The 26,483-nt window shown below is 70.7% G+C and carries 23 protein-coding genes; 9 read left to right on the forward strand and 14 right to left on the reverse strand.

Annotation, left to right across the window (positions count from 1 at the left end; translation table 11 throughout):
• Nucleotides 1–238: 238 nt before the first annotated feature.
• From AB0C33_RS40365 to AB0C33_RS40400, 8 genes are all read right to left on the reverse strand, one after another.
• On the reverse strand, nucleotides 239–1,492 hold the full coding sequence (locus AB0C33_RS40365; protein ID WP_358298003.1) for a hypothetical protein: 1,254 nt from the start codon (nucleotides 1,490–1,492) through the stop codon (nucleotides 239–241).
• Nucleotides 1,489–2,007 carry a SigE family RNA polymerase sigma factor gene (locus tag AB0C33_RS40370; protein WP_358298005.1) on the reverse strand — a complete coding sequence of 173 codons (519 nt, stop codon included), beginning with the start codon at nucleotides 2,005–2,007 and terminating at the stop codon, nucleotides 1,489–1,491. The genes AB0C33_RS40365 and AB0C33_RS40370 overlap by 4 nt, the downstream gene beginning before the upstream one ends.
• A gap of 108 nt (nucleotides 2,008–2,115) precedes the next feature.
• On the reverse strand, nucleotides 2,116–5,742 hold the full coding sequence (locus tag AB0C33_RS40375) for a carbohydrate-binding protein (protein ID WP_358298007.1): 3,627 nt from the start codon (nucleotides 5,740–5,742) through the stop codon (nucleotides 2,116–2,118).
• The gene (locus AB0C33_RS40380) at nucleotides 5,742–6,707 is read right to left on the reverse strand and encodes a Gfo/Idh/MocA family oxidoreductase (protein ID WP_358298009.1); all 966 of its coding nucleotides are present in this window, start codon (nucleotides 6,705–6,707) and stop codon (nucleotides 5,742–5,744) included. Before AB0C33_RS40380 ends, AB0C33_RS40375 begins: the two co-directional genes overlap by 1 nt.
• Nucleotides 6,704–7,714: a Gfo/Idh/MocA family oxidoreductase gene (locus AB0C33_RS40385; RefSeq protein ID WP_358298011.1), complete on the reverse strand. Its 1,011-nt coding sequence runs from the start codon at nucleotides 7,712–7,714 to the stop codon at nucleotides 6,704–6,706. The genes AB0C33_RS40380 and AB0C33_RS40385 overlap by 4 nt, the downstream gene beginning before the upstream one ends.
• Nucleotides 7,711–8,562 carry a carbohydrate ABC transporter permease gene (locus tag AB0C33_RS40390; RefSeq protein ID WP_358298013.1) on the reverse strand — a complete coding sequence of 284 codons (852 nt, stop codon included), beginning with the start codon at nucleotides 8,560–8,562 and terminating at the stop codon, nucleotides 7,711–7,713. Before AB0C33_RS40390 ends, AB0C33_RS40385 begins: the two co-directional genes overlap by 4 nt.
• On the reverse strand, nucleotides 8,559–9,527 hold the full coding sequence (locus AB0C33_RS40395) for a sugar ABC transporter permease (protein ID WP_358298015.1): 969 nt from the start codon (nucleotides 9,525–9,527) through the stop codon (nucleotides 8,559–8,561). The genes AB0C33_RS40390 and AB0C33_RS40395 overlap by 4 nt, the downstream gene beginning before the upstream one ends.
• Nucleotides 9,524–10,813 carry an extracellular solute-binding protein gene (locus AB0C33_RS40400; RefSeq protein WP_358298017.1) on the reverse strand — a complete coding sequence of 430 codons (1,290 nt, stop codon included), beginning with the start codon at nucleotides 10,811–10,813 and terminating at the stop codon, nucleotides 9,524–9,526. Before AB0C33_RS40400 ends, AB0C33_RS40395 begins: the two co-directional genes overlap by 4 nt.
• A 95-nt stretch (nucleotides 10,814–10,908) precedes the next feature.
• Here AB0C33_RS40400 and AB0C33_RS40405 point away from each other — a divergent pair, with 95 nt between their 5' ends.
• The 3 genes from AB0C33_RS40405 (at nucleotide 10,909) to AB0C33_RS40415 (ending at nucleotide 14,067) form a co-directional block, all read left to right on the forward strand.
• Nucleotides 10,909–12,096: an ROK family protein gene (locus AB0C33_RS40405; RefSeq protein WP_358298019.1), complete on the forward strand. Its 1,188-nt coding sequence runs from the start codon at nucleotides 10,909–10,911 to the stop codon at nucleotides 12,094–12,096.
• Nucleotides 12,097–12,123: 27 nt separating this feature from the next.
• Complete coding sequence (locus AB0C33_RS40410; protein WP_358298125.1) at nucleotides 12,124–13,371, forward strand: alpha-L-fucosidase; 1,248 nt, start codon at nucleotides 12,124–12,126, stop codon at nucleotides 13,369–13,371.
• A gap of 153 nt (nucleotides 13,372–13,524) precedes the next feature.
• Complete coding sequence (locus AB0C33_RS40415) at nucleotides 13,525–14,067, forward strand: hypothetical protein (RefSeq protein ID WP_358298021.1); 543 nt, start codon at nucleotides 13,525–13,527, stop codon at nucleotides 14,065–14,067.
• Nucleotides 14,068–14,109: 42 nt separating this feature from the next.
• On the opposite strand, the gene AB0C33_RS40420 is transcribed toward AB0C33_RS40415, so the two are convergent.
• Nucleotides 14,110–14,520, reverse strand: coding sequence for a DUF4345 domain-containing protein (locus AB0C33_RS40420; protein WP_358298023.1), 411 nt, complete (start codon nucleotides 14,518–14,520; stop codon nucleotides 14,110–14,112).
• Nucleotides 14,521–14,571: 51 nt separating this feature from the next.
• Between AB0C33_RS40420 and AB0C33_RS40425 the strand changes: the two genes are divergently transcribed.
• Both AB0C33_RS40425 and AB0C33_RS40430 read left to right on the forward strand, forming a co-directional pair.
• Complete coding sequence (locus AB0C33_RS40425) at nucleotides 14,572–15,171, forward strand: helix-turn-helix domain-containing protein (protein WP_358298024.1); 600 nt, start codon at nucleotides 14,572–14,574, stop codon at nucleotides 15,169–15,171.
• 529 nt (nucleotides 15,172–15,700) lie between these two features.
• Complete coding sequence (locus AB0C33_RS40430; protein ID WP_358298026.1) at nucleotides 15,701–15,919, forward strand: EF-hand domain-containing protein; 219 nt, start codon at nucleotides 15,701–15,703, stop codon at nucleotides 15,917–15,919.
• Between the two features lie 31 nt (nucleotides 15,920–15,950).
• On the opposite strand, the gene AB0C33_RS40435 is transcribed toward AB0C33_RS40430, so the two are convergent.
• Nucleotides 15,951–16,253, reverse strand: a complete 303-nt coding sequence (locus AB0C33_RS40435) for a hypothetical protein (protein WP_358298028.1) — start codon at nucleotides 16,251–16,253, stop codon at nucleotides 15,951–15,953.
• A 7-nt stretch (nucleotides 16,254–16,260) separates the two neighbouring features.
• Nucleotides 16,261–16,497 carry an NAD(P)H-binding protein gene (locus AB0C33_RS40440; RefSeq protein WP_358298030.1) on the reverse strand — a complete coding sequence of 79 codons (237 nt, stop codon included), beginning with the start codon at nucleotides 16,495–16,497 and terminating at the stop codon, nucleotides 16,261–16,263.
• 86 nt (nucleotides 16,498–16,583) lie between these two features.
• Here AB0C33_RS40440 and AB0C33_RS40445 point away from each other — a divergent pair, with 86 nt between their 5' ends.
• Nucleotides 16,584–17,057, forward strand: a complete 474-nt coding sequence (locus AB0C33_RS40445) for a DUF6597 domain-containing transcriptional factor (RefSeq protein ID WP_358298032.1) — start codon at nucleotides 16,584–16,586, stop codon at nucleotides 17,055–17,057.
• Between the two features lie 119 nt (nucleotides 17,058–17,176).
• On the opposite strand, the gene AB0C33_RS40450 is transcribed toward AB0C33_RS40445, so the two are convergent.
• Nucleotides 17,177–17,758, reverse strand: coding sequence for a hypothetical protein (locus AB0C33_RS40450; RefSeq protein WP_358298034.1), 582 nt, complete (start codon nucleotides 17,756–17,758; stop codon nucleotides 17,177–17,179).
• A gap of 147 nt (nucleotides 17,759–17,905) precedes the next feature.
• On the opposite strand from AB0C33_RS40450, the gene AB0C33_RS40455 reads away from it, so the two are divergent.
• Both AB0C33_RS40455 and AB0C33_RS40460 read left to right on the forward strand, forming a co-directional pair.
• On the forward strand, nucleotides 17,906–19,003 hold the full coding sequence (locus tag AB0C33_RS40455) for a twin-arginine translocation signal domain-containing protein (RefSeq protein WP_358298036.1): 1,098 nt from the start codon (nucleotides 17,906–17,908) through the stop codon (nucleotides 19,001–19,003).
• A gap of 10 nt (nucleotides 19,004–19,013) precedes the next feature.
• Complete coding sequence (locus AB0C33_RS40460) at nucleotides 19,014–19,688, forward strand: alpha/beta hydrolase (protein WP_358298038.1); 675 nt, start codon at nucleotides 19,014–19,016, stop codon at nucleotides 19,686–19,688.
• 36 nt (nucleotides 19,689–19,724) lie between these two features.
• On the opposite strand, the gene AB0C33_RS40465 is transcribed toward AB0C33_RS40460, so the two are convergent.
• A complete protein-coding gene (locus tag AB0C33_RS40465) occupies nucleotides 19,725–21,320 on the reverse strand; it encodes a histidine kinase (protein ID WP_358298040.1) in 1,596 nt (531 codons plus the stop codon).
• A gap of 202 nt (nucleotides 21,321–21,522) precedes the next feature.
• Here AB0C33_RS40465 and AB0C33_RS40470 point away from each other — a divergent pair, with 202 nt between their 5' ends.
• Entirely contained in the window at nucleotides 21,523–22,539 is a 1,017-nt protein-coding gene (locus AB0C33_RS40470; protein ID WP_358298041.1) for a nuclear transport factor 2 family protein, read from the forward strand.
• A 75-nt stretch (nucleotides 22,540–22,614) separates the two neighbouring features.
• On the opposite strand, the gene AB0C33_RS40475 is transcribed toward AB0C33_RS40470, so the two are convergent.
• Nucleotides 22,615–26,451 carry an SGNH/GDSL hydrolase family protein gene (locus AB0C33_RS40475; protein ID WP_358298043.1) on the reverse strand — a complete coding sequence of 1,279 codons (3,837 nt, stop codon included), beginning with the start codon at nucleotides 26,449–26,451 and terminating at the stop codon, nucleotides 22,615–22,617.
• Between the last annotated feature and the right edge of the window lie 32 nt (nucleotides 26,452–26,483).

Genomic DNA, 26,483 nt, shown 5'->3' on the forward strand with positions numbered 1-26,483 from the left:
GAGTTAGCACTCCTACGTGATCCAAACGTCAGGACGATGGCGCGACAAGAGCGCCCAAGGCGGCTATAACGGGACGCTTCAGCAACACCCTCAGCACCTTGACATGCGACCTCGGCCTTGACGCCGGAGCAGCGGTCGTCCTGACCACAGTCGCTCCGCCGGATGTGACCGCGACCCCGGGCGAGGGCCGCACTCGCGGATCACCCTCGCGGCCACGCCGTGCCTGAGTGATCGATCGTCAGCCGCTGGGGAAGCCGGGCGCCGAGACGCCGCCGCCCCATGGAGGCAGCCGGTAGGCGCCGAGCTTCCGGATCTTGCCGGTGGTCACGTCGACGGCGTAGGCCGTATCCCCGAGGTCGGGCCACCGGTCGGAGCCCGGGTCCCGTATGGCGGTGCCCAGGGCCAGGACCTCACGCTCGTTGAGCCAGTATCCGAGCCGGTGCGGATTCAGCTGCCGCGGCGGGTCGAGCTTGACCTCGGACCTGACCTGGCCGCTCGCCCGGTCCACGGTGACGATCTTGTCGTACGGCTCGCGGTTCGTCACGGTCTCCCCCTTCGCCGCCGGGCCGGTCAGCATGGCCACGGTCGTGCCGTCCGGGCTGACGGCTCCCGTCAGCGCCCAGGTCTTCGGCTCGGCGAAGACCGTCACCTTGCCGTCCGAGAGCACGCCGAACCGGCCGTCCTCGTGCTCCACGACCATGGGGACGCCCTCGTCGGCGGGATAGAGGGATTGCCAGCCCTTGGGCACCTCCTCGACGACCCGCCCGCTCTCCACGTCCACGACGACCTGGGGCATGCCGGCCAGGTTCAGGCCGAGCCGGCGCCCGTCCGGCGAGAAGGTGATCAGCCCGCCGCCCTTGACCATGGCCTTGCGCGTGACCACCTGGGGAATGTCCCAGACCTGGCCGGTGTCGAGCTCGCGAACGGCGAAGCGTTCACGCTCGGGGACGTAGTAGGCGATGCGGCGTCCGTCGCGGGAGATCGCCAGCGGGGCGGCGGTGTTCATGTAGTTCTTCTTGGTCTGGTCGGTGTAGACGCTCAGCGCATCGGCGACCCGGTACCGGGTTCCGTCCCGCAGGACCACCTTCCACTGCAGGCACGTCTCGTCGGCCACCGGCGCGTTGTCCTGGCCGGGCTTCCATGCGTCCTGGCAGAAGTCGTAGTAGGCGTAACGCACCGGCCCCACCCCGGACGCGGGCAGCACGGCGCGGACGGGGACGAGGTCCTCCGGCGACGGTGTCGGCCCCGCGGGGACGCCGCGGGAGGTCGGCGCGGACGAGGGCGTGCCCCTCGTGACGGCGCCGACGTCGGCGGGCCCGCCGGGATTGACGAGAAGGGTGACGGCCAGCGTCAGTGCGGCGACGGCCGCGACCGCGGAGCCGCTGATCAGAGTCGTTCGCGTACGCCGGGCGCCCCGCAGCGCGACCTCGGCGAGATCGACGTCGGGCGCCTGCCGGGCGATCGCGTCGAGCTCGTCACGGAACCTCGTCATCGCGGCACCTCCACCGGATCGATTTCGGACAACAGATCGGCCAGTTCGGGCGCGAGGACGCGCAGGCGGCCCAGGGCGTAGTGGGTCTGGCTCTTGACCGTGCCGGCTGAACAGCCCAGCGCTTCGGCGGTCTCCTCGACGCTGAGGTCCTCGTAGAAACGCAGCACGAGGACGGCGCGCTGCCGTGGAGTCAGCCGGACGAGCGCCTGTTGCAGGACCATCCGGTGCAGCCCGGCGGACTCCGGATCGTAGGCCGGTTCCGGCGGGCTGCTGGTCAGGATGTCCGTACGCCTGCGCCGCAGCCAGGACACGTGCTCGTTGACCAGGGCCCGCCGGGCGTATGCCTCGGGGTTGCCGTCCTTGGCCAGCTTGGGCCAGTGTCGGGCGATCCGGGTCAGCACGGTCTGCAGGAGGTCCTCAGCCCGGTGGGCGTCTCCCGTGAGCAGGTACGCGGTGCGCATCAACGCCTGTTGGCGGGCGCTGACGAACTCCCTGAATCCCTCGTATTTGTCCATGCGACTCCTTCCGCCCTAATGAACGCAGGACGTCGGAAGCCGGTTGGAGGCGATCCACCCCCGAGCTCCCCGATCTCCGCAGCGCGGGCCGCTTCGAGCGGGGTGCGGTCAGCCCTTGGTCCGGACCGTGGCCGACAGTTCGATCGGGAGCGTCGTGCCGTCGGCGGCCAGCGGGCGGACGGTGAAGGTGTAGCTCGTACGGCCCCGGAGCCCGGTGACCCGAGCCGTCGTCCCCGTCACCCGCATGACCTCCGTGCCGCCGTTGAAGACCGCGTAGCCGGTGGCGGTCGGCACGGACGGCCAGGTCAGGGTCACCGACTTGGCGTTGACGTTGCCGACGCCGAGTTCGGCGCCGTTCCAGGTGTTGGGCGTCTCGACCACGAACGCGTCGATGATGAGGAACTTGTCCGCGCCGTTGACGACCTTGATGGTGTGATCGCCCATCGGCAGCCCGGTGAGCTGGAACACCCGCTGGGCGGTCAGCCGTACCGGGGAGTCGCAGTCGACCGTGGCCTTGAGCTCGCCGTCGACGTAGATGTCGATGGCGCTCATGTCGGAGTAGCGTTCGGACAGCAGGCTGATGCCGGTGCCGGTGAAGGCGAACTCGACCGCCTGCCCGGCGCGCCAGCCGGCGTGGACGTCGTCGCCGTAGTCGCCCAGCCCGCGGTCGGGGCTGTAGGTGAAGTCGTCGTCGGGGTAGACGATGCGCTTGTCGGTGTCGTTGACGTAGGTGAGCACCACCTTCGGGTCGGTGACGGTGATCTTGTGCTCGCCGGAGAATCCGTCGTGGATCGCGGTGATCGTGGCGCTGCCCCAGGTGCGGGGGGTGACGAGGCCGGCCGCGTCCACGGTGGCGATCGACGGGTCGGAGCTCTTGAAGGTGACGCCCTCGGTGACCGGGGTGCGGGCGCCGTCCGCGCCGACCGTCGCGACGGACAGCCGGGCGGGCTCGCCGACCTTGAGGGTGCCGGCGCCCGTGACGTCGAGTGCCTTGATCGCGGCGGTGGAGGCGGTGAGGGTGAACTTGTCGAGTGCCAGCCCGCTGCCCTCGCTCACGATCCGGAGGGTGTGCAGGCCGGCGGACATCTTGATCCAGGTGGTCACGTTCGCGTCGTCGGACTTGGGGACGAAGACCGTGTTGCGGTCGCCGTCCACCTCGAACCGGAACGTGGTGTCCTGGGCGGCCGAGCCCTTGAAGGTCACCTTGTACATGCCGGTGTTCGGGACGAACACGTTCTCGTAGCGCAGGTAGTCGTTCGGGTCGATGCCGCCGACGACGCCGTCCTTGGTGACGACGCCGGTGTCGGGGCCCTTCCAGTTCCACTCCTGGTCGGTGTTCCACTGCATGGTCCAGCGCTCGGCCTCGACGGTCTGCTCGGACGTGCCCTGCAGGTCGAGCCGCAGCCAGTTCCAGACGACGTTGGAGCTCGCCTCGATCCAGACGACCTTGACCGAGTGCTCGCCCGCGGTCAGCGGCAGGACGAAGTCCTCGGTCCGCGGGCTGAGCATGCCTGCGGTGGGGCGCAGGCTCAGCGGTCCCGTGGCGTCGGCGCCGTCGACCTCGACGCGGAACTTCAGCGGCTTGTCGTTGACGGTCGAGTAGCGAAGCTGCAGCAGGTACTTGCCGTCGGCGGGGACGCTGACGGCGTCGAAGCGCGACCAGTCGCCGGTGTCGATGGAGGCGACGCCGGGGGTGCCGTCGTCGCTGTCGGTGAGGTCGGTGTTCTGGGTGCCCTGCTGCCCGGTCGCCGACTCGGCCTGGAGGGTGATCGACTCGGGCCGTTCGAGGGTGAACCGCATCCAGTTGAGGAAGAACCAGCGCCCGTCGGGCCGGGTGAGCTTGATCGTGTGCCGGCCCTCGGTGAGCGGGATCCGCCGTTCGAAGGTCCGGTAGGTGTTGTAGCCGCCGGAGGCCGGCACCTTGACGGTGGTCACCTCCTTGCCGTCGACCTCGACCTTCAGGTGGTTGGCCTCCTCGGAGGAGGCCCGGAACTCCACCCGGTAGGCGCCGGTGGCGGGCACGTCGACGTTGTCGTACTCGGCGGACTCGCCGGCCGCGTCCATGTAGAGCGCGCCGAGGCCGCCCTCGGGTGGGGTCTCGACGCCATAGGCGCCGTTGGCCGCGGTGTAGTCCTCGTTCTGGATGGTGAACTGCGTCAGCGGGGTCGTCGGCCGCCCGGCCGGCACGGCTCCCGTGGCGACCCGGACGCCGCCGATCGGGTAGACCTTGTCCTTGCCGCCCGGCATCGCCAGCTCGATCCGCGGCTTGCCGTCCGCGCCGAGCATGGCGACGGCCACGTCGTAGGAGCCCGCGGGCAGGCCGGACGGGAGCGTGAAGGCCGAGTTGATCTGGCGGACGTCGCCCTTGAAGAGCTTGGTCTGGTCGAGGGTGGCGTCGGTGCCGCGCCACACGACGTCGCCGGTGGACCTGTCGGTGAAGCGCACCTCGACCGGGTAGCGCCGGGGGCTGAAGCCGACCGCGTTGTTGGTCCAGGTGTGCGAGATGCGGAACTCGCCACCGGGTCTGACCTCGGTGTCGTAGGTCGCGGTGGGCATGAGGAAGCGGTAGCCGGTGAAACGCGCCAGCGTCTCGAACCACTCGCCGTAGGCGTCCTTCATCGGCTGCCAGTTCTTGAAGCCGGTGTTGTTGATGCCCTGGAGGTTGGAGTGGTAGCCCTCCAGCGAGTTCTTCACGAACAGCCGGGGGTTGTTCAGCATGATCGTGGGGTTGTCCCAGTTGGAGCCCTCGGACACCTGGATCATGTCGCGGCGGAGCCTGCGGTTGACGTACGGGGCCTGCGCGGTGTCGCCGTAGTTGTGCCAGACGAAGCCGGCGTTGACCGTGTCGGACCGCACGCCCCAGTTCTCGAACGTGGCCGCCTTCTCGTAGCCGAACACGCTGAACCGCTTGGCCTGGGTGTCGGCGTCGGGGTCGTTCTTGTTCACCTCCGCGCCGGCGTTCTGCATCATGACCATCGACTTGTCGAACGCGTCGTCGTAAATCTTGAGGATCGCCTGGAGCGTCGAGACGCGGGTGGCGTTGTCGGGCCACGGGAAGTTCATCGCGTCGTTCCAGCCCGACCACTCGCCGAACAGGGAGAAGGCGCGCAGGTCCACCCACGCCACGCCCGGGTCGCCGTCGTAGCGGCCGGCGAAGGCGTCCACCGCGCGCTTGAGCCGGTCCAGGTAGATCGGGTTGTAGTAGATCGGCTGCTTGGAGAAGTAGTCGTTGTACGGCGCCATCCGGAAGGGCACCCCGGCCTTGTCGAACAGCCAGGCCGGCGGGTACTCGTACGGGAAGACGCCCGGGTCGTTCTTGTAGTCGGGCGCCTCCGACATGAGCAGCTGGAACTCGACCGTCTTGCCCTGCTCGTTCACCCGCTTCATGAACGCGTCGAGGCGGTCCCAGACGAAGACGCCGTCGTCGGGCTCGAAGTCGGCCCACGCGAGCTGGAGCCGCACCACGTCGGCGTCGGCGGGGATCTTCTTCCTGCCTTCGATGAAGTCGGTGATGCCCGGGTCGTTGGTGAAGGTGTAACCCGGCGTGCCCGGCGTCCGGTGCGTGTTCACGTCGAACGCGGTGCCGGTGTACGGGTTGCCGTGCAGGATCTCGTGGGTGTCGGAGAAGGTCACCGTCGTACGGCCGGCGGCCGGTTCGGCGGCGGAGGCGGCGTGCGCGGGCAGCACCAGTAAGGCGGCGGTCATCGTGGCGGCGCCGAGGACGTGGCGGATCATCAGATCTCCAGGGGGACGGGGGCGGCGTCGTGCAGGGAGCGGTAGGCGGCCTCGACGAGGGCGACGGTCCGGTGGCCCGCCCTGGCGTCGGGCTGGCGGGCCTCGCCGTCGCGGACGGCGTCGAGGAAGGCGCGGATGAGCAGGTCGTCGAGCGGCGCGCCGTACCCGTGGGCGAGCGGGCCGCCGTTCCATCCGGTGAGGACCCCGGAGAAGGGCGCGATGTCGGCCACGCCCTCGGTGCCGATCACGGTGAGGGTGACCAGGTCGCCGGTGTTGGGACGGCCGGGCGGGCGCGACCAGGAGCAGTCGATGGAGGCGATGACCCCGTCGCGGTAGCGCAGGGAGACCAGCCCGGCGGTCTCGACGGCCTTGCCCGGGTTGGGGATGGAGTTGGCGATCGCGTAGACCTCGACCGGGTCGTCGTCCAGCAGGTCGGCGAGCAGGTCGGCGACGTGCACGACGTGGTCGGTCAGGGCGCCGCCGCCGCTGCTCGCCGGATCGGTGAACCAGTCCCGGCTGGTGGGGACGCCGCCGCAGTTGGTGGCCGCGATCGACACGATCCGGCCGAGGTCGCCCCGCCGTACCGCGGCCCGGAGGTCGGCGTAGGCCGGCGCGAAGCGGACGGGGAAGGCGGTCATGAGGACGGTTCCCGCGGCGCGGGCGGCCGCCAGCATCGCGGTGGCGTCGGCGAGCGAGGTGGCGAGCGGCTTCTCGCAGAGCACGTGCACGCCCTCGGCGGCGGCGCGCAGCGCGAACTCCCGGTGACGCGTGTTCTCGGCGCAGATCACCACGCCGTCGGGCCGCCAGGCCCACAGTTCGTCCTCGGTCTCGAAGGCGGTGACGCCGTCCGGGACGCCGTCGTAGCCGTCGGCGTAGGCGCCGATCTCCACGTCGTCGCAGCGCAGGAGCGCGGCGGCGTACTCGGCGGCGTGCAGGTGGGCGAAGGAGAGCAGGGCGATCTTCATGCGGCTTCCAGGGGCTTGAGGTCGACCGGCCGGCCTTCGGCGGCCGAGCGGGCGACGGCGTCGGCGATGCGCATGGCGGCCAGGCCGTCCAGCGCGGTGACGCGGGGCGGGACACCGGTGGCGACCGAGCGGACGAAGTCCTCGATCTCGGCCCGGTAGGGGCTGGTCAGCGGGGAGAAGTCGGGCAGGATGTCGGGCGCGGGCACGGCGTCGCCCTGGTAGCGGTAGGGGCGGCGCTCGTCGGAGTCGGCGTGCAGCAGCCCGTGCGAACCGGCCACCTCGAACAGCGTCCTGAACTCGATCGGCGCGGTGGTCCAGGTCGCCGTCAGCACGGAGATCGAGCCGTTGGCGTGCGTGAGGAACGCCTGGGTGCTCTGGCTGCCGCCGACCGCGTGGGTGCGGGCGAAGACGCGCTCGACCTCTCCTCCGATCCAGCGCGCCATGTCGATGTCGTGGATCATGAGGTCGAGCAGCACGCCGCCGGAGAGCGCCTCGTCCAGGAACCAGCCGCCGGCCGGGCTGCGGCCCTGGCGGGTGTGCCGCTGCACGGCGACGCTGCCGATGTCGCCGCGGGTGACGGCCCGGTGCAGTTCGGCGTACTCGGCGAAATAGCGTACGACGTGCGCGGGGAACAGCGGGACCCCGGCGTCAGCGAAGCGGGCGACCAGGTCCTCCGCCTCGGGGAGCGTACGGGTCAGCGGCTTCTCGCAGATCGTCGGCAGGCCGTGACCGAGCGCGGCGAGCGCCAGCTCGTAGTGGGTGTGCGTCGGCGTGCAGATGTCGACGACGTCCGCCGCCTCGAACAGGGCGTCCAGGCTGGGGACGATCCGGCCGCCCCCGTGGCGCCGGGTCAGCGCCTCGGCGTCGTCGGCGATCGAGTGGACGACGACGTCGTGGCCGAGGTCGAGCCAGGCCGGGAGGTGCGCGTTGGCGATGCCTCCGGCGCCGATGAGTCCGACCGTTGCGTGCATGGGAGATCCGTTCCTTGTCATGTGCCGATGCGTCATTTGCCGATGCCTTGCGTCATGCCGTTGACGATGCGGCGGCCGAACCAGAGATAGGTCGCGATCATCGGGAGCACCACGATGACGACGCCGGCGAAGAGCCCACCCCAGTTCGAGGTGTATTGCATGTTGGAGTAGAAGTTGAGCAGGGCGACGTTGAGGGTCTGCGCGCTCTGCTCGGGGACGAGCATCAGCACGATCACGGTCTCGTTCCACAGGCTCAGCGCGTTCAGCACGGCCACGGTCGTGATGCCGGGCTTGGCCAGCGGCACCATGATCTGCAGGAAGGTCCGGAACGGCGACGCGCCGTCGAGGGCGGCCGCCTCCTCCACGTCGCCGGGCAGCGAGCGGAAGTAGCCGATGAGCACGAAGATGCTGAACGGCAGGCTGAGCACGACGTAGAAGAGCGTGACGGTGATCCGCGTGTCCCAGACGCCGGTGACCCAGTCGATCATGAACCGGGACAGCCCCGCCCCGATGAGGACCATGGGGACGGCGAACGCCTGGAACGGGATGCTCATGCCCACCGCGAAGAAGGTCGTGACAGGACCGCTGGAGCGGCCGCCCAGCCGTGCCACCGCGTAGGCGGCGGGGATGGACAGCGCCATGATGAGCACGACGGACACGAGCGTGAGGACCACCGAGTTGATCGCGGCGGCTCCGAGCCCGGAGTCCGACCACGCGGTGGCGAAGTTCTCCCACATCCAGGTGGCGGGCAGGCCGGCCGGGTTGTCGAAGATCTCCCGCGAGCTCTTCAGCGAGTTCAGCAGGACCCAGACCACCATGCCGACGTTGAACAGCACCCAGGCCCAGATCAGGGCCCTGATCAGGGCGAGCGCGGCGCGGATCATGCCAGCTCCAGTCGTTCGCGCCGCTGGATCCTGCGCGACAGCACGATCAGGACGGCGGTGATCACCGTCATCACGATCCCGATCGCCGCGGCCTCGCCGAGCTGGGCCAGTCCGCCCTCACGGCCGCCGGTGACCCGGAGGTACTGCTCGACGGCGAGGGTCCTGGCCTCGGGGGGCGGGGTGCCCGCCGTGCCGACGAAGGCGATGACGATCTCGAAGGTCTTGATGCCGGCGATCGCCCAGAGCGAGGCGGCGATGGCCAGCATGTCCCTGGTCAGCGGGAGCGTGACGTAGCGGAACTGCTGGAGCTCGCTCGCGCCCTCGATCCTGGCCACCTCGTAGTAGCTCGGCGGGATGCCGTCGACCGCGGACATCACCAGCACGACGTAGAAGCCGGCCGCGCTCCAGACCACTCCGGCCATGATCACGTTGAAGATCAGCTCAGGGGCCAGCCAGGGCTGGCGCAGCTCGGACAGGCCGAGGGCCCCCAGCACGGTGTTGATCAGCCCGTCGGGGTTGAAGAGGAACGAGACGGCGAGGCCCACGGCGATGGGCGAGATCATGAACGGCAGGAAGACGGCCGCCCGGATGAACGCGCTGCCGCGCGCCGCACGCAATACGATCATGGAGGCGCCGGCGATGAGGAACAGCGCCAGGCCCACGACCAGCGTCAGGATCAGCGTCTGCACGAACGAGGCACGGAACAGCTCGCTCCCGGCCATCGACACGTAGTTGGCCAAGCCGACCCAGGAGAGCTCGGTCCCCAGCCCTGACCACTCGGCGAAGCTGAGCACGACGCCGAACAACGACGGCAGCACGAAGAAGACCAGGTAGGCGATCAGTGCGGGAAGCAGCATCGGCAGGTACAGCCGGCGTCGCTCGCCCTGGAGCGCGCCGCGGGGCGCCTTCGCCCGCCTGCCCGCGGACGGAGCCCGCAGGGCGGTGTCGGACACGGTCACGGTCATCCGTTCATGGCGGCGGTCTTCGCCTTGCCCTCGGCCAGGAACTCCTCGGCGCTGAGCTTGCCGGCGACGAACTTGTCGTCGAGGGGGAGGAAGACGTCGGCCAGCCACTTGGGCTGCACGGTCGAGACGCCGTCGCCGTCGAGCGTGACCTGCTCCGCGTCGCGGATGGACGCCTGCAGCTGCTGGAGCTCCACCGGGGCGGGCGAGTCGGCGCGCGAGGGGATGTTGGCCGCGTCGGTGCCGATGCGGTCGATGTACTTCTTCTGCATGGCGAAGGCCAGGAAGTCGGCGACCGCCTTCTGGTTCTTCGACTTGGCGTTCACGCCCCAGCCGAGCGCGCCGACCGTGGCGACCGCGCCCTTGGCGGGGTCGACCGGCGGGAAGGCGATGATGCGGGGCTTGACCGCGGCGGCGCGCAGCGAGGCGGTCTCGCTGCCGAGCCAGGAGCCGTTCAGGATGAAGCTGTGCTTGCCGCCCGCCCAGGCGTTCTGCGCGGCCGGGAACTTGGTGGCCATGTAGTCGGGCTCGAACAGATCGGCCTTCACCAGCGACTCCAGCGCCTTGGCCGCCCGCTTCACCTCGGGCAGGTCCCAGGCGGCCGGGTCGGCGGCGAGCTTCAGCAGGATGCCGGGGCCGGCGGTGGACAGCAGCATCTGGTGGATCCAGAAGGAGTTGTAGGCGTTGACCGAGCCGTCGAGCGCGATGGGCGCGCGGCCGGACGCCTTCTCCTTCTTGGCGATCTCCAGCAACTCGTCGAACGACTTGGGGGCGAAGTCGGGATACTTGGCGGAGTCGTACCACAGGCCGATGGAGAAGACGCTGTGCGGGACGAAGCCGTACCCCTTGTCGTCGCCGATGGCCTTGAGCACGCTCTTCGGCAGGACCTCCTCGATGGTCCTGTCTTCGCCCGGGATCTTCGTCCTGAAGATCGGGCCCATGTCGCCGAGCACGCCGGCGGTGCGGAACTCGGCGGTGTGGTCGATGGCGGTGTCGAAGAAGTCGGGACCGGCGCCGGTGGCGACAGCGTTCTTGACCTGCTGCTCCTGGCCCTGCGCGAGCCACTGAACATCGATCTTGACGCCGGTCTGCCGGGTGTAGTCGGCGATGACGCTCTCGAACAGGTTCGCCTGCGGGGTGCCCTTCGCCCACTTGCCCCAATAGAGGAGGCTCGCGGGCGCGGCGCCGGCGGAAGCCGACGGACCGGCGTCCTGGAGCTTCTGGCCGCACGCGCCGAGGGCGAGCACGGCGGAGGCGCAGGTGGCGACGGCTATGGCGCGATTACGCATGGTTGGTCCCTTCTTGCTGGGAGGCACGGTTGGCAATAATAAATACACTTTGTGTTTTAATGGAAGACGTCCCAGGAAACGAAAGGGCCACGTGAGTGCTGATCGGACGTGAAGCGAGCCTGCTGCGCCGGCCCGTGGGCCAGTCGCGCCTGCGCCGCATCAATTCGCTGGCGGTGATCGAGGCGATCCGCCTGGAGCCTCTCACCATCCCGGCGATCGCCCAGGTCGTCGGGCTGTCGAAGACCGCGGCCGACACGGTGGTGGGCGACCTCGTGGCCCTCGGCTGGGTGACGAGCGTCGAGCCACTCTCCCCCACCGGAGCCGGGCGGCCGGCCAACCGCTACCAGTTCAACGCGGGCGCGGCCGTCGTCGCCGGCATCGACATCGGCCAGCACACCACCCGCGCCGAGCTCGCCGACCTGAACGGCGAGGTCCTGGCCACCCGCTCGGTCACCGTCTCCGTCGCGGACCCGCCCGAGGCCGTCCTGGCCGACGCCGTCGGGGTGGTCGACCAGCTCCTCGGCTCGCAGGGCCGCGGACGCGCCGACGTGTGGGCGATGGGGGTGTCCGTGCCCGCCGTGGTCTACCAGGACGTCGTCACGCGCGGCCTCGACGACTGGGAGGGGCTCAACGTGCGCACCGCCTTCGCGTCGTCCTTCGAGTGCCCCATCGCCGTCGAGAACGACTCGAACCTCGCCGCGTTCGCCGAGGCGTGGAAGGGCAGCGCCGCCGAGGCCGCCTCGATGGTCTACGTGCACTCCGGCAACCGCACCGGGGCGGGGGTCGTCCTGAACAACGCCGTCGTGCGGGGCGCGAACGGCGCCGCCGGCGAGATCGGCGCACTGCCGCAGATGGGCTGGGAGCATGCCCAGCAGCACCTGCACGACGTCGAGCTCACCGACGGCCGGCGGGTCAGCCGGGAGGGCGTGTTCGACGCCGCCACCGCGGGCGACCCGCTCGCCGTGGCCGCCGTCGACCGGTTCGCCGATGTCATCGCGATCGGCATCGCCGCGCTGGTGCTCACCGTCGACCCCGAGATCGTGGTGGTCGGCGGCGGCAACGTCCAGGCGGGCGACACCTTTCTCGACCCGCTGCGCCGCCACGTCGAGAGGCTGTGCACCGTACGGCCCGCGCCCCCGATCGTCCCCTCCGCGTTGAAGGATCGCGCGTCGATCACCGGCGCGGGCGGCCTGGCCGCCACCTCCGTCATGGAACAGCTCTACGCCTCGGCCCTGGGCGGCAAGACGCTCTCCAGCGCCTCGACGCCGCCCTGGAAATGGTAAGAACCGAAGAAGGATCCCCCCGTGCCCATGCAACCCTGGTTCACCGACGCCAAGCTCGGCATCTTCGTCCACTACGGCCTCTACGCCGTCGAGGGGGTGGCCGAGTCCTGGTCGTTCTACTACGGCGACATCTCCCGTGAGGACTACCTGGCCCAGATCGGCGGATTCACCGCCGACGGTTATGACCCCGCGGCATGGGCGGAGCTGTTCGCCCAGGCCGGAGCCCGGTACGCCGTGCTCACCACCCGGCACCACGACGGCTTCGCGCTGTGGGACAGCGCGTACGGCGAGCTGAACGTCACCGCCTCCCCGGCGGGACGCGACCTGGTCGGCCCCTTCGCGGACGCGCTGCGCGAGCGCGGGCTGAAGGTCGGGCTGTACTACTCGCACTCCGACTGGAACCACCCCGACTACCCCAGCGTCGTCGGCCCGCAGGCCCACCCGAGCCCCTACGTGACTCCTCCGGAAGGGCGGGAGGACCCGGCCGCGTGGGCCCGCTACCTGGCCTACCGAGACGGGCAGGTCGACGAGCTCGTCGAGCGGTACCGGCCCGACCTGCTGTGGTTCGACGGCGAATGGGAACGCTCGGAGGAGCAGTGGGGCATCGACGCCCTCGCCGACCGCATCCTCGCCGTACGGCCGCGGACCGTGCTCAACGCGCGCATGCTCTCGCGCGGCGACTACGCGACGCCGGAACAGGGCGTCCCCATCACGCCGCCCGACGGTCCGTGGGAGCTGTGCCTCACCATCAACGACAACTGGGGTTTCCGCCCGGACGACACCAACCACAAGCCCGTGGGCCACCTGGTCCGCTATTTCGCCGAGACCATCGGCGCGGGCGGCAACCTCCTGCTCGACGTCGGCCCCACCGCCGACGGCCGCGTCCTGCCCGAACAGGCCGACCGCCTGAAAGGCCTCGGCGCCTGGATCGACCGGCACGCCGAGGCGGTGTACGGCACGACCGCCGGGCTGCCGGCGGGCCACCACTACGGCCCGAGCACGCTGTCCGCCGACCGCAGGACCCTGTACCTGACCTGCTTCGACCCGCCTCGCGACACGGTGACGGTGCGCGGGCTGCGCAACACCGTCCTGCGCGCCAGGGTGGTCGGCGCCGACTGCGAGCTCGGGCACTCGATCACCGGAGAGCTCAACGGCGTGCCCGGCATCCTGTGGATCGACGCGCCGCCAGCGCACGCGATCGACCCGCACGCCACGGTGCTCGCCCTGGAACTCGACGGCGAGCTGGACCTCTACCGCGGCAGCGGCCGCGACTAGCCGTCACGGCCCGAGGTCGCGCCCGGGAGGAGCGGGCGGTTCGAGCGGGCGGTTCGAGCGGGCGGTTCGAGCGGGCGGTTCGAGCGGGCGGTTCGAGCGGGCTACAAGTGCGTTGCAGCCGAGCCACAAGCGGGCTTCCCTAGCCTCGCGATCATGCTGACGACCCTGGTTGTGACCGCCTCCCTCCTGTTCACCGGCGCGCCCGCGCAGAGCGCGGCGACCAAGCCGCTGACCTTCCGCGGCATGACGCTCCAGATCCCCGCGACCTGGAAGGTCGGAAAAGAAGACAGGTGGGGCATTCACGTCAAGACCGGCGGCTGCGACCGGCGCGCCGTCGAGTGCCGCGGGTTCTACCTCGTCGGGCCGGAGGGCATCTCTCTGGCCCGCCACGGCAACCCCTACGACCCCGAGGAGCCGTACCACCCGGGCAACGGGCTCGCGAGCTGCGTACCCGACAAGCGCTACATAGAGGACTTCCCCGGCAAGCTCGTCGCCCGTGGCACCCGCCCGGTCGGCGCGGGACACAAGGCCACCTACCGCGTCTGGCGCGTCGGCTGCACGACGCAGTCGGCCAAGCGGACCGGCGTCTCCTATCAGGAGCGGATCTGGCACCTGCCCAAGTCGAAGATCCTCGTCTTCGACCAGTGGAGCGACGGCCGGCTCGGCACGATTCTCCAGCGGGCGACCTGGCGCTGACCCCGCCGGTCGCGGTGCTCGCGCCCCGCTCGGCCGGGCCGCTCAGGCCGAGCAGGCGCGTTCCTCCTTGCCGGCGAGCCAGAAGAAGACCGGCGGCAGCACGAGTTCGATGACCGCCAGCACGACCTGGAACCCGTGCGGCCGGCCGGACACGGCGAGCGAGAGCAGCCGGCCCACGCCGCCCAGCAGGAAGACGGCGGCCAGCCACCGCACCACCCCGGCCGGGATCGGGCGCTGCCGCGCCGCCCACACCCACGCCAGCCCGTAGCCGGCGAAGGCGGCTCCCATGAACCGGCCCCAGCTGTCGATCGTCGGCCCCGCGGCAGCGGCGCCGGGGATCGCCGCGTTGCCGAGCGCCACATGGAGCAGGCCGATCAGCACGCAGGCCCACCCCATCAGCTGGGCGAGCGTACGCAGCGCCTTGACCATGATCTCTCCCGCCATAGTTGACATGTGTCTACTACGGTGGCGCGCTAGTAGACGTGTGTCAACTAGACTTGGTCCATGCCTCCACGCCGGCGACTCACCCCTGACGGGCGCCACGCCCAGCTCCTCGCCGTCGGCGCCCGGCTCTTCGCCGCGCACCCCTACGCCGACGTGCTGATGGAAGAGGTCGCCGAGCAGGCCGGCGTGTCACGGGCGCTGCTCTATCGGCACTTCCCGAGCAAGCAGGCCCTCTTCGCCGCCGTCTACCAGCAGGCCGCGGACCGGTTGCTCGCCGAGACGCGGCTCGACCCCGCCCACTCGCTGCGCGAGCAACTCGTGCAGGGCATGGACGTCCATCTCGACTACTTCGTGGCCAACCGCAACGCCGTCCTCGCCGCCAACCGGGTGCTCGCGGGCGACCCGGTGATCCAGACGATCATGTCGAACGAGCTGGACGCGCTCCGGGCGCGGCTGCTGGCGGTCCTTCCGCTCGCGGGCGACGACGTCCGCGAGGCCGTCTCCGGGGTCCTGAAGAGCTGGCTGGTCTTCGTCCAGGTCCTCTGCGTCGACTGGCTCACCCGCGAGACCTGCACCCGCGATCAGCTACGCGACATCTGCGTCGGCGCGGCCCTCGGCGCCCTCGAACCCCTGCTCGCCGACAACCCGGCGGACCACTGAGAGACCCGTCGCGGACGCCGCTTTCCCGGCGCCGCGGCCATCGCGCTTCCCCCTTGATCCGCGAGCGCCGGTGCACAGACCTGGGGGACGCGGCGGCGAGGCCGGTTCGAGGACTGAATGAGGGCGAATCGCGGCGGAATGCCCTACTGTCATGGGCCTGGTGGGGGGACCAGCCTCTCACCGGTCGTGCCCGTGACCGGACAGGAGCCCACGATGGTCCACCCCTCGCGAGGGCGCCTGCCCGTGCAGGATCCGGCGTCGTCACCCAGGGCCCGTCCCTGTCCAACGGCGCCATCCGGGAGGACATCGCGCTCAACGACCCGGACGGCCAAGCCGGGTCCTCGCGGCCCGTCCCGGCGCCGTCAGCCGACCGTGGAGGGCGGGGTCATGGCCGGGTGAGGGACGCGCTTGTCGGCGCCGCCGGTGAGCCCGGACGCACCGGCACCGGTTTTCGGCCCGTCGTCCCTCGCCCGGGTTCGGGGTTGTGCTTCGATGTTGCTTTGTCCGTACATCGAAGGAGAGGTCACCGATGCCAGACCTTGACGACCCGGCCGCCACGTTCAGGGAGTTCGACCGCGACCGGGACGGCTACATCACCCGCGAGGAGTTCGCGCTCGCCATGAACGCCCGCGGCGAGGAGGTCACCGCGGCCGAACTCGACTCCATCTTTCACGCCTCGGACGAGCACGACGGGGACGTGGACGGGCGCATCTCGCTGGCGGAGTTCCTGGTGGCCTGGAACAGGTGACGGCACACTCGCCCTGACCCGGCGGCCGGCGTCACCGGAGATGATCGGCCGCCCAGGTGCGGAACGTACGGGGTGAACGTCCCAGCACCCGCTCGACGTCAGGGGTGAGCCGGGCGTTGCCGTCCCGCGCCACCAGCCGGGAGCCGTCGACCGCGACGTCGGCGAACTCGGCATCCGCCCCGGCGGCGATCAGCCGCGTGCGGTAGACCTCCAGCGGCACGTCCGCCGTCTCGACGGGCCGCCCGAGCGTCTCCCCCAGCACCTCCTCTCCCGTGCCGATCGCCGACAGCTTCACCCCCTTCCGCACTCCCGCGGCCCGCGCCGCCACGACCATCGCCTCGTCATGCCGAACGAGCCACGGGCTGGGGGGCACTGAGCAGGAACACGGCGTCGGCGCCGCGCACCGCTGCGGCCAACGACCCGGGATCGTCGAAATCCCCCCGTACGACCTCCACCTCCGGTGACACCGCGACCTTCGACGGTTCCCGCGTCATCGCCCGGACCCGCTCGCCCCGGCCCGCCAGCAGCCGGACCACCTCACCGCCCACCGTGCCCGTGGCACCTGTGACAACAATCATGCGGCTCACTCTGCCGCCCCGCCCACCAGCCTTGATAGGAACTTTCGGCACACGTGCGCAGCCTGCGGCGCGGCTACGGTGTGGTCATGAGCATCGAGGTCCCGATGACCGTGCCGGACGGTCTGCGCCCGCTGGTCGAGGCGGTGAGCGTGCTGAGGGCGGAGGATCCCGCGGCGGGTGCGCGGCCGCCGCTGGTGCACCTCCCCGATCCCGGCACGTCCCTGGTCTTCCGTACGTCCCGCGCCGGGCACGGCGACCTGCTCGTGATCGGCCCGCGCACCCGGGCCTCGTACCACGTCGGCAAGGACCTCCCGTTCTGCCTGCGGTTGCGGCTGCGTCCCGGCGCCACCAGGGCGTTGCTCGGCGTCCCGGTGAGCGAGGTCGTGGACCGGGTGGTCCGCCTCGGGGACCTGTGGGGCGCCTCCTGCGATCCGCTGATCGCCGCCCTGAGGCACGCGGGCGGCGACCACGGCCTGGTGCTCCGGCACCTGGCGGCGGCGCCGGCGGCCGCTGGGCCGACCTGGCCACGGCCACCGGCTACTACGACCAGTCCCACATGACGGCCGAGTTCCGTACGCTGATGGGCGTCACACCGGCCGCCTTCTTCCAGGGCCGCCTGCCCGCCCTCCAGCCCTGCTGACCCGCCGGCGACGGTCACCCGGGCCTGACAGGGGCCCGTTCACAGGGAGCCGATGCTCAGGGTGAGCGGGCCGGAGACGCCGGCGAGCCCCTGCGTGGTGAGACAGGCCAGAGGCTTCGTGCCGAACATGGCGAACGTGCCGGTCCACCGCGCTCCCTTGAACTCGCCGTCGACCACCACGCCCTTGATCAGAACGACGGTTTCGGCGTCGTTGAGCGAGACGGTGGAGGTGGAGGACAGCGTGCTGGTGTTGCCGTTGTTCCAGGTGATTTTCCGGCTTCCGGCCCTCGTGCCGGAGGTGCAGGAGAACGTCCCTGTCGCGGAGAAGGTCGACGTGGCCTGGAAAATGGTGGGATCACTGGTGGAGACGCAGTCGAGCAGAGGGGCTGTCCCGCTGACCGTGACCTCCCGGGGCTGATCGGTGAGGCCGGGCGTGTAGGTCACCGCCTGGGAACCAGTGCACTTGGTGGTCCCGATCGCGGCGCGTGCGCCGGTCGCGGCCGGGACGAGCATGGCGGCGAACGTGGCGACAAGCAGCGCGACGCCGCCGATCGCCGTACCGGCGAGCCGAGGCCCGCGTGAGACGGGCACGACCGGCGGAACGCCCTTGAGAATTGACATTCCCTCTCCTGCCTACGACGCAATGGCCACAGTTGCGGACCTCACTTGTCCCGAACCAAAGGACCCGCTACTTACCGTTACCATACACAAACGTTAAGTCAACTTTCCGGTCCAGGACGGCTCGGGCCACCTCGCCGATCCTTCCGCGTGAGGTACGGCGGCTCTGGAGAGGCAGGTCAGACAGTGGTCACACGCAGAACGTTCCTCGGCACCGCCACCGCAGCCGGTGCCACGACGCTGCTCGGCGGCAACGTCCTGCCCGTCGCACGTGCCGGCACATCCCCGTCGGACGCTGCCGGACAACGACCGGCACGCGACGCGATCCGTGCGGTCAACGCCGACACGCGGCGGAACTACGCCGCGCTGAAAGCCGGCCTGGTCAACCACCTGAGCCCGGTCATCGTCGTCCAGAACGACCATCGGGGTGGCCTGTACAGCCTCGTCTCGAACGGGCGGGCACTGGAGTCGTCGCACCCGGTCGACGAGATCTACGAGCTGGCGAAGTCGATCGCGCACCTCCCGCTGGGCATCTTCGCCGTCATCGCCCCGTACCTGCCCAAGCAGGTCCCGGCGTTCCAGAGCGCCAGGATCGATCCGCACGACCTGGACATGGTCGCGTTCAAGGGGCCGGCGGACGGCTGGATCCAGCCGCTCCAGGACGTCTCCGCCACGATGACCAAGGCCCGGCGGCAGCTCGACGAGGCGAGACTTCCACCTGGTCTTCAGCAGTCGTGCGCGAACATTCTCGACAGGTCACGCGAATTCATCGCGCACACCACACGAAGCCGCTCCTTCGACATGGATTCCTTCGAGGACTACTCGGGCAGCGTGTATCCGAACATCCGCACCAACATGTACTGGGCGTCCAAAGTGCAGATCGAAGGCGTCGCGGACATCATGACCCGCTGGCGCGGGCAACTCGGCGACAACGCGTGGAAGGGCCTGTACGTCGTCGTCTTCACGATCTGGACCACATCCTCCCTGAACCAGAACTCCCTCATCATCAAGAAGTTCATGGACCCGGCACAGGCCGACACCCACCTGATCGACATATCCACGGCCGAGCTCCCCTCCAAGCCGATCCCCGTCGCCCTGGACAACGTCGCCCGGATCGTGCAGGACAGGATCGCCGCAGAGATGATCTTCTGCACCGACACGAAACTCGCCGACGCCCTCAAGGGCCCGGACGAGCTTCTGTCCGGCGAGATCCTGCGACTGCTCCCCATCGATCACCTAGGAGCCTAGGAGTCCCTTCATGACCACCGTGATGCTGGTCCACGGCGCCTGGCACCGGCCGAGCACCTGGACGAGGCTCCAGCCCGAGTTGCACGCGCTCGGCTACGCCACGCGCACGCCCGCGCTTCCGAGCGCCGGCGAACGTCCCACCGCGGGCATGCACGACGACGCCGCCGTGCTCGCCGCGGAACTGGCCGCGGTCGAAGGCCCGATCGTGCTGCTCGCCCACTCCTACGGAGGCATCCCGACGACCGAGGCCGCCACCGGAGCGGGCAACGTCGAGCGGCTGATCTACCTGGCCGCGTACCTGCCGGACCGGGGACAGTCGTTGTGCACCCTCCACGGCCTGCCGGACCCCGACGACACGAGCGGCCTGTTCCCCCTCATCGACCAGCCACGCACCTCGCTCTACGGCGACCTGCCGGACGCCGAGGCCGAGCAGGAGATGAGCCGCCTGGTCAACCAGACCAGGCGGTCCTTCACGGAGAAGGCCGACACGGCCGGGTGGCACGACATCCCCGCCACCTACATCGTCACCGAGCGGGACCAAGCCGTCCCGCCCGCCCTGCAGGAGCGGATGGCAGCCCGAGCCTCCGAGATCCGCAGGCTGACCAGCGGCCACTGTCCGTTCCTGTCCCAGCCGCACCGTCTGGCCGCTCTGGTCGACGGCATCGTGCGGTCCGCGGCCGGCTGAACCCCGCTCGCCGCCGTCTGTACGCCGACCGGCGGATCACGCCGCGTGCCTGGTGGGCAGCAGGGCGGTCAGCAGCCAGCCGCCGTCCTCGGCCGGACCGGCGGTGAGGGTGCCGCCGAGCGCGTGGGCGCGTTCGCGCATGCCGCGCAGCCCTTGCCCGGAGGAGGGCAGGCTGAGCGGCGCGGCGGCCGGACGGCCGTTGCGCACCTCGACGGCCAGCCCGCCGGGGGCCGCGGTGAGGCTCACCCGCACCCAGGTGCCCGCCCCCGCGTGTTTGAGGACGTTGGTGAGCCCCTCCTGGACGATCCGGGCGGCCGAGGCGCGGGCCATCAGAGGCGCCCGCGCCACTTCGGGGCCGATGTCGAGCTCGACGAGCAGCCCCGCCGCGCTCATGCGTTCGGCCGACCGGCGCATCACGGTGGCCGGGTCGGCCAGCAGGTCGGGCTGCTTGTCGGGGTCACGCAGCAGGTCGAGCAGGCCGCGGAGGTCTTCGAGCACCTGGTGGCCGGCGTCATGGATGTCGGTGAGCGCCTGGCTGGAGGGCCCGCCGGGGTCGGAGTAGCGGGCGGCGCCGGCTCGCAGGACCATGGCGCCGACGTGGTGGGCGACGATGTCGTGCATCTCGCGGGCGATGCTCTCGCGCTCGGCCAGCTGGTCGGCACGCACCTGAGCCAGGGCGCGCTGTTGCGACTCGCGACGGCGCAGCCGTTCCGCCTGGTTCGCGGCCTGCCGGGCCCGCAGGTAGCGGCCGCTCGCCACGGGGGCCACGACGAGCGTCATCAGCGCCAGGACCCGCGTCGGCTGCGACCCGGCGTCGGCCAGCGCGGCGGTGAAGGCGGCGATGGCGAGGACGGCGACGAGGTGGACGACGAATGTCCAGAGCCAGGAGGCCACGCGCATGGCGAACACGCCCACGGCGACCAGGACGAGCATGACACAGGTGGCCGTCGCCTCCTCGAAGTACCGGTCGGCCAGCAGCATGAGGACGACCTGGAGGACGAACACCAGCCCCGGCAGCCGCCGCGCGACGCCCATGGACAGGCCCGCGAGCACCACCACCGACGCGGAGACCCAGACCGGCCCGCCGGCGGTGTCCCAGCCCGTCCAGGTGTTCAGGACGGTCAGGGTGAGCCCGCCGCCGGCCAGCAGCACGTCCGGAGTGACGTCGCGCTCGGGCAGGCGTCCGGCCGGGCCGCGCAGGTAGACGCCGATCAGAACGGGCACCACGACGGCTCCGGCGCAGTACCACCAGGCGTTGGCCGTGAAGGGGTGGGCGGGATCGGCCAGGTTGACCGCGGTGGCCACGCCCACGACCAGAGCCGAGCAGGTCACGGTGAGCGGCCGCGTCCTGTGGGCGACGACGCCGAGGGCCGCGAGGAGCAGGATCTGCACGGTGTTGACGGTGAACGCGCCGAGCTGGTCGGTGAGGACGAGCAGCCCCGCCAGGTAGCCGGCCACCGCCACCGGCCACCGCCGCAGGAACCCCATGGGAGCCCCGGCCAGCACGGAGAAGGCGCCGCAGATCACCACGGGCGCCGACGCGGTCCCCCAGGTGTGCCAGGTGGTCAGGACGTCGAAGCCGATGGCGGCCGTCACGAGCAGGACATCCAGCGCCTTGCCACGCCATCGCATGCGTCAACGGTATCCAGGCAGATCCGGAGATCGATACTCCTGTAGGAGGAGACCCCCTCCTCCTACTGGCCGGTCGAGCCGGCGCCGGCCGAACGCCCGGTGCGCGCGCGGCACGCCCGGCTACCGTCACGACGACAGATTCGGCGCGCAGCGGATCAGCCTAATTTCGGTGTCACCTGAAAGAACATCGAAAGGGCTGGTCATGAAGACGACGCGGTTGGCGGGGATGGGTCTCGCGGTCGGCACGGTGCTTGCGTTGTGCACGATCGCGAGCCCGGCTCAGGCCACTGAGGAAGGCTGGGACCGAGCGGCCGGCTGCGCCGACGCACGGGCGGAGGTCTCCTCCATCAGCGGCTGGGTGTCGCCCAACGCCTGCACGTTCATCAAGCGGCAGATCACGTTCGGCAAGGTCACCACCCCTGACCGGGTGGGCGCCTATGTCGACATCTGGTCCAAGGACGCGACGCTGTGGGAACCGGCGAAGGCGAGCGCTCCGCTGCTCCAGGGCGAGGAGGCCATCAGAAGGTCGATCAGCGGAACGCTCAGCCTGATACCCGACTTCCGGTTCCGAGGCACACGCGTCGCTGTGAACGGTCCCGCCGTGATGTTCGAAGCGCGCAACGAGGCCACGGTCAAGGGGCACGAGGTCGCCTACGACGCGGTCTACCGGGTCCAGCTGACCGACGGCGGCAAGGTCGTGCAAGGCCGCCGCTACTACGACCGGCACACCCTGTTCAGGCCGCTCGCCCCCGAGCTGCCCGACCTGTTCGCCGGCGTCGCCGACGGCGGCACCCCAGACCAGGTCCGCAGGCCGGTCCTCGGCCCCGACGAGCTCGTCGCCCGCGCCAAGGCATGGAACAACGAGGACGCGCAGGCCCTGGTGGCGCGGCTCACCGGTGCGCCGCTGTCCGCCCCCGGCCTGAACGGCGGCACGCTGCGCACCACGCAGGGCAAGCTCGCCTACCTGAACAGGTTCTTCGCACAGGTCAGCGACGTCCGGCTGGAGCCGGGGCAAGCCGTGAAGGTCAACGGCGCGACCTACCTGGAATGGCACGGCACGCTCCTGCCCAAGGGTCAGACCGACGCGATCAGCTTCGGCATCGTCGAGCGCGTCGACGACACCGGCGGCGTCTCGAACGGCTGGACCCTGACCTTCGACCAGCTGCCGCTCGTCGCCGACGAAGCCGAGATCGCCGAGCTGTACGGCAGGCTGCGGTAGCCATCGGGTCCTGATCAGGGGGCGGGCGCAGGCCCCGCCTGCGCCCGCCCGGCGACGCGTTCCGCCGCCCTCCGGTCAGCCGTTCAGTGCGGACTGCACCAGCGCGGCGTACGCTCGCTGGCCCGCGGGGTTGGGGTGGTAGGAGGCTCCGTCGGTGGTGATGTCGATCGCCCGCACGTAGGGGTCGTTGTCGCAGATGGCGTGGCCGGTGAAGGCCGGCACCGGGTCGATGAAGGAGATGTCGACCCCCTGCTGGCGCAGGCGGGCGATGACGGCCGCGCTGACGGCGTTCATCCGGTCGGTCATGTCGTTGAGCCACAGGGCGTCGAGCTGGCCGATGCGCAGGGAGCTGATGCAGGTCAGCGGCGCCTCGTTCTGCACGTTGAACAGGTGCGGGTAGCCCAGGACGATGACGCGGGCGTTCGGCGCCTTCTGGTGGATCTTGGTGAAGGTGTCGGCGAGCGGGCCGTCGAGCGCCGCGATGGCCCGCTCGGTGCTGTCGTCGCGGCAGTTGAGGCCGACGGTGCAGCGGCTGATGACGTCGGAGAAGCCGGCGTCGTTGCCGCCGATCGACAGGGTCACCAGATCGGTGTCGGCGTCCAGGTAGCCCTGGTCGATCTGCGGCGGCTCGCCGTTGGCGTACGCGTCGCCCGCGACGTGCTTGGTCTGGGCGCCCGAGCAGGCCAGCAGGGCGAAGCCGGTGGTGCCGTTGCCGGTGCGCGCCTCGCTCTCGATGGTGGCGGACGAGCCGGGCCATTTGATCATCCGCGCGTAGGCGTCGGCCTTCGACCGGTGGCAGGTCGAGCCGCGGGTGCCGAGGGTGAAGTTGCTGATCTCGTCGTACGGCTCGTTGCCCTGCCCTGCCGAGTAGGAGTCGCCGAGGCCCACATAGTCGACCTTCGGCTTGGTCGTCGGGATGAAGGCCATGGCGTCGAAGGCGATGTCCCAGTCCCAGTTGCGGCCCTCCTCGCGTCTGGTCAGGTTGCTGAGCGACACGCTGGCGCCCGAGTCGAGGTGGAACACGCCGAGGTCCACCCAGGTGTTCTTCTGCCAGTACTGGCCCACGACCCGGTGCCGGGTGGGGGCGTTGCCGCCGGGATCGATGACGTAGTCGGCGAGCTGGGTGTGCGCGCCGATCTCCGGGATGTGCACCTTGATGCGCGTCCACCCGGTCATGGAGCTCGGCGGGCGCCAGATGCCGGTGACGCCGAACTTGAGCTGGCCGGCGTTGGTGGCGTCCCTGGTGTGGGTGAACCAGAAGTGGTCGCCGAAGCCGCCGCCGAGCTGGTGGAAGTCGACTCTGGAGACGTACGGCGCGGGCTCGGCCTCGTTGAAGTACAGCGTGAACGAGCCGTAGTTGCCCCAGGTCCTGCTGCAGCCCGAGCGCACGATCGGCACCGAGGACGGCACGTCGTCCACGACGTAGGCGTTGGCCGGGATGCCGCTGAGCGAGCAGTTGGGCGCGTAGTGGGTGCCGTCGGGTTGCTCGGGATAGGAGGTGTCGAAGCGCAGCAGCTCGTGGCCGCACACGCCGCTGCCGCACATCCGGTACCACGTCGGGGTGTGCCACCAGCACTTCAGGTCGTACTGGCCGGAGGCGTCCTTGTGCTTGCACGGCGCGGCCGCGTCGCCCGGGTCGCAGTCGTTCTTGCCCGGCTCGCAGAAGGACGAGACGAGCGGCTTGGCGGCGTTGCGGTCATCGACGCTGACCCACCAGGCGGGACGGAAACCGGGGCCGTCAGGGGTGGAGATGGAGTAGGCGGCGAAGCCGATGACCTTCTCCTCGTAGGGCCACAGCTGCGGCTCCGCGGGGTCGTGCGGGTTGCTGTTGAAGAAGTGGCGGTTGGCCGGGTAGACGGGGTTGGCGGGGTTGTTGGCCCAGCCCACCCCCCACGGCGAGCCGTCGTGCTGGTCGGGGTGGAAGCCCGAGTTGTAGGCCCAGATGGCGAAGATCCAGTTCTCCAGCCACGCCGAGTCGCCGTTGCTGTGGATCAGGCCGGCGTTGCGCGTCTGGTTCCACTTGTCCTGGAGGATGCGCAGGCCGGCGGCCATGTTCGTGGCGTAGTCGACGGCGATCTCCCGCTGCTGCCAGGCGGGCAGCGCGACCTCGCAGAAGTTCTCGTCCGGCTTGCAGGGACGCTCGTGGCCCTGCTTGCGCATGCCGTCGGTGATCTGGGTGATGCCGTACCCGCAGTCGCTCTTGTCCCAGTTGATCACCCAGTCGTCGGAGGGGTCGTCGTTGTAGAGCTCACGGCCGTAGTAGTTGCCGATCAGCGGGTTGCCGGTGCTTCCCGGCAGCACGTGGCCCGTGGCCTGCCAGAGGTTCGTCTCCTGCGACATGATGCCGAGGAACACCTGTACCGGGACCCGGCCGCCGCCCGCCAGGGAGAGCGGCGGGAACTCGCCCTGCGGCCGCCACTGCGTCAGGCCCGACTGCTTCCAGCCGGTGGGGCGCAGCATCGTCAGGTTGCCGACCACCGCCTGGTCCGCCGCCCACTCCACCTGGCGCGGCGTCGGCTGGTACACCTGCGTGTACGGATCGTTGCGCGGCACGGAACAGTAGGCGCCGGTGTCGACGGTGCCGGTCATCGACGTGGCGGCCGTCACCGCGGGGGAACCGGTGCCGGCGGCGGCGCCGGTGTCGGCGGCGGCGCCGGTGTCGGCGGCGGCGCCGGTGTCGGCGGCGGCGCCGGTGTCGGCGGCGGCGCCGGTGTCGGCGGCGGCGCCGGTGTCGGGCACGCCGTCCGAGGTCCGTACCGTGAAGCCGGTCTCCCTGCCGGTGGTCGTGATCCTGGTCTTCAGATGGACGACCTGGGGCTCATCGGGGCGCTGTGACGTCATCGACCGCACCCACTCCGCGGACGGCTCCCGGCCCGATCCCATCGAGGGCCGCGTCTGCGGCAGGACGGCCAGCCGCCCGTGCGAGGAGAGCCGGGCCGTGGCGGGGACGTCCACGCGGGTCACCGGGGCGGGCAGCGGCCGCGCGGTCGTGAGGCTTCCGGTGAGGAACACCTTCCCGCCCGTGCCCGCGCGCACGTCGACCTCGGTGAGCGGCCCCGAGGCCAGCTCCGCCGCCTCGCCCCCGGCGACGGGCACGCGGCGCACGCGGGCGACGTCCCCCTGGTGCTCCATGAACACCACGCCGCCGCCGGCGTCGGCGGCCAGCCTGAACGGCACCGACGCCGCCCTGGCGAGGTCGCGCGGCCTCCCGCGCGACGGAAGGAACCGCAGGCTGCTGCCGGCGGCGGCCACGATGCCGCCGTTCACGGGGATGGCGGACGTGATCTGCCCGGCCTGCTCGACGGGCGCGGCCATCCGTCCCGAGGCCGCGTCGAGCACGGACAGCCGGGTGCGCGCCGGCGGGCCGCCCGGCTGGTCCCCTCCCCTGGCCTGCGTGATCACGCTGCGCTCTCCCTGGCCGCAGCCGGGGTTGAAGTAGGCGAGCGAGGAGTGGATCGGCAGCTTGGTCACCTTGCCGGTGGGCACGTCGATGAGCGCGGTGAAGGCGCCGCGGTCGAACAGGTCCGCCTGGTTGGTGAAGGCGCGCGGCGCGTACACGGCCACCGCCTTCCTGCCGGAGGCGGTGAAGCAGACGTTGCCGATCCAGCGGTCGGTCTCGAAGCCGGGCTCGCTCAGCGTCGCCAGCGTGCGCCAGGTGTAGCCGGTGCGTTCCTCGGCCGTCAGCAGGTGGAAGCCGGTCGCGTCGCCCTCGGTGGTCCAGGCGAGGTCCGGCGAGGTACGCCAGTCCGCGGCCAGCACGCGGTCCCGCTCGGCCGGGGCCACCGACGAGGAAGGCTCCTGCGGCGGCGGGGTGTCCGGCGGAGCGGCCGCGCCCGCCGGGACGGTCAGCCCGGCCGTGAGCAGCGCGACGGCCGCGCCGATGCCGAGCGCTCTGATCGTGGATCTGTTCATGACGGGCTCCAAGGGGGGTGGCGGATGGCCGG

The sequence above is a fragment of the Nonomuraea sp. NPDC048881 genome (assembly GCF_040649795.1).
Lineage (GTDB): Bacteria > Actinomycetota > Actinomycetes > Streptosporangiales > Streptosporangiaceae > Nonomuraea.

Coding starts and splice junctions, on each gene's coding strand:
- AB0C33_RS40365 (WP_358298003.1), bottom strand. CDS start 1,492: ATGACGAGGTTCCGTGACGAGCTCGACGCGATCGCCCGGCAGGCGCCC.
- AB0C33_RS40370 (WP_358298005.1), bottom strand. CDS start 2,007: ATGGACAAATACGAGGGATTCAGGGAGTTCGTCAGCGCCCGCCAACAG.
- AB0C33_RS40375 (WP_358298007.1), bottom strand. CDS start 5,742: ATGATCCGCCACGTCCTCGGCGCCGCCACGATGACCGCCGCCTTACTG.
- AB0C33_RS40380 (WP_358298009.1), bottom strand. CDS start 6,707: ATGAAGATCGCCCTGCTCTCCTTCGCCCACCTGCACGCCGCCGAGTAC.
- AB0C33_RS40385 (WP_358298011.1), bottom strand. CDS start 7,714: ATGACGCATCGGCACATGACAAGGAACGGATCTCCCATGCACGCAACG.
- AB0C33_RS40390 (WP_358298013.1), bottom strand. CDS start 8,562: ATGATCCGCGCCGCGCTCGCCCTGATCAGGGCCCTGATCTGGGCCTGG.
- AB0C33_RS40395 (WP_358298015.1), bottom strand. CDS start 9,527: ATGACCGTGACCGTGTCCGACACCGCCCTGCGGGCTCCGTCCGCGGGC.
- AB0C33_RS40400 (WP_358298017.1), bottom strand. CDS start 10,813: ATGCGTAATCGCGCCATAGCCGTCGCCACCTGCGCCTCCGCCGTGCTC.
- AB0C33_RS40410 (WP_358298125.1), top strand. CDS start 12,124: ATGCAACCCTGGTTCACCGACGCCAAGCTCGGCATCTTCGTCCACTAC.
- AB0C33_RS40415 (WP_358298021.1), top strand. CDS start 13,525: ATGCTGACGACCCTGGTTGTGACCGCCTCCCTCCTGTTCACCGGCGCG.
- AB0C33_RS40420 (WP_358298023.1), bottom strand. CDS start 14,520: ATGTCAACTATGGCGGGAGAGATCATGGTCAAGGCGCTGCGTACGCTC.
- AB0C33_RS40425 (WP_358298024.1), top strand. CDS start 14,572: ATGCCTCCACGCCGGCGACTCACCCCTGACGGGCGCCACGCCCAGCTC.
- AB0C33_RS40430 (WP_358298026.1), top strand. CDS start 15,701: ATGCCAGACCTTGACGACCCGGCCGCCACGTTCAGGGAGTTCGACCGC.
- AB0C33_RS40435 (WP_358298028.1), bottom strand. CDS start 16,253: ATGGTCGTGGCGGCGCGGGCCGCGGGAGTGCGGAAGGGGGTGAAGCTG.
- AB0C33_RS40440 (WP_358298030.1), bottom strand. CDS start 16,497: ATGATTGTTGTCACAGGTGCCACGGGCACGGTGGGCGGTGAGGTGGTC.
- AB0C33_RS40445 (WP_358298032.1), top strand. CDS start 16,584: ATGAGCATCGAGGTCCCGATGACCGTGCCGGACGGTCTGCGCCCGCTG.
- AB0C33_RS40450 (WP_358298034.1), bottom strand. CDS start 17,758: ATGTCAATTCTCAAGGGCGTTCCGCCGGTCGTGCCCGTCTCACGCGGG.
- AB0C33_RS40460 (WP_358298038.1), top strand. CDS start 19,014: ATGACCACCGTGATGCTGGTCCACGGCGCCTGGCACCGGCCGAGCACC.
- AB0C33_RS40465 (WP_358298040.1), bottom strand. CDS start 21,320: ATGCGATGGCGTGGCAAGGCGCTGGATGTCCTGCTCGTGACGGCCGCC.
- AB0C33_RS40470 (WP_358298041.1), top strand. CDS start 21,523: ATGAAGACGACGCGGTTGGCGGGGATGGGTCTCGCGGTCGGCACGGTG.
- AB0C33_RS40475 (WP_358298043.1), bottom strand. CDS start 26,451: ATGAACAGATCCACGATCAGAGCGCTCGGCATCGGCGCGGCCGTCGCG.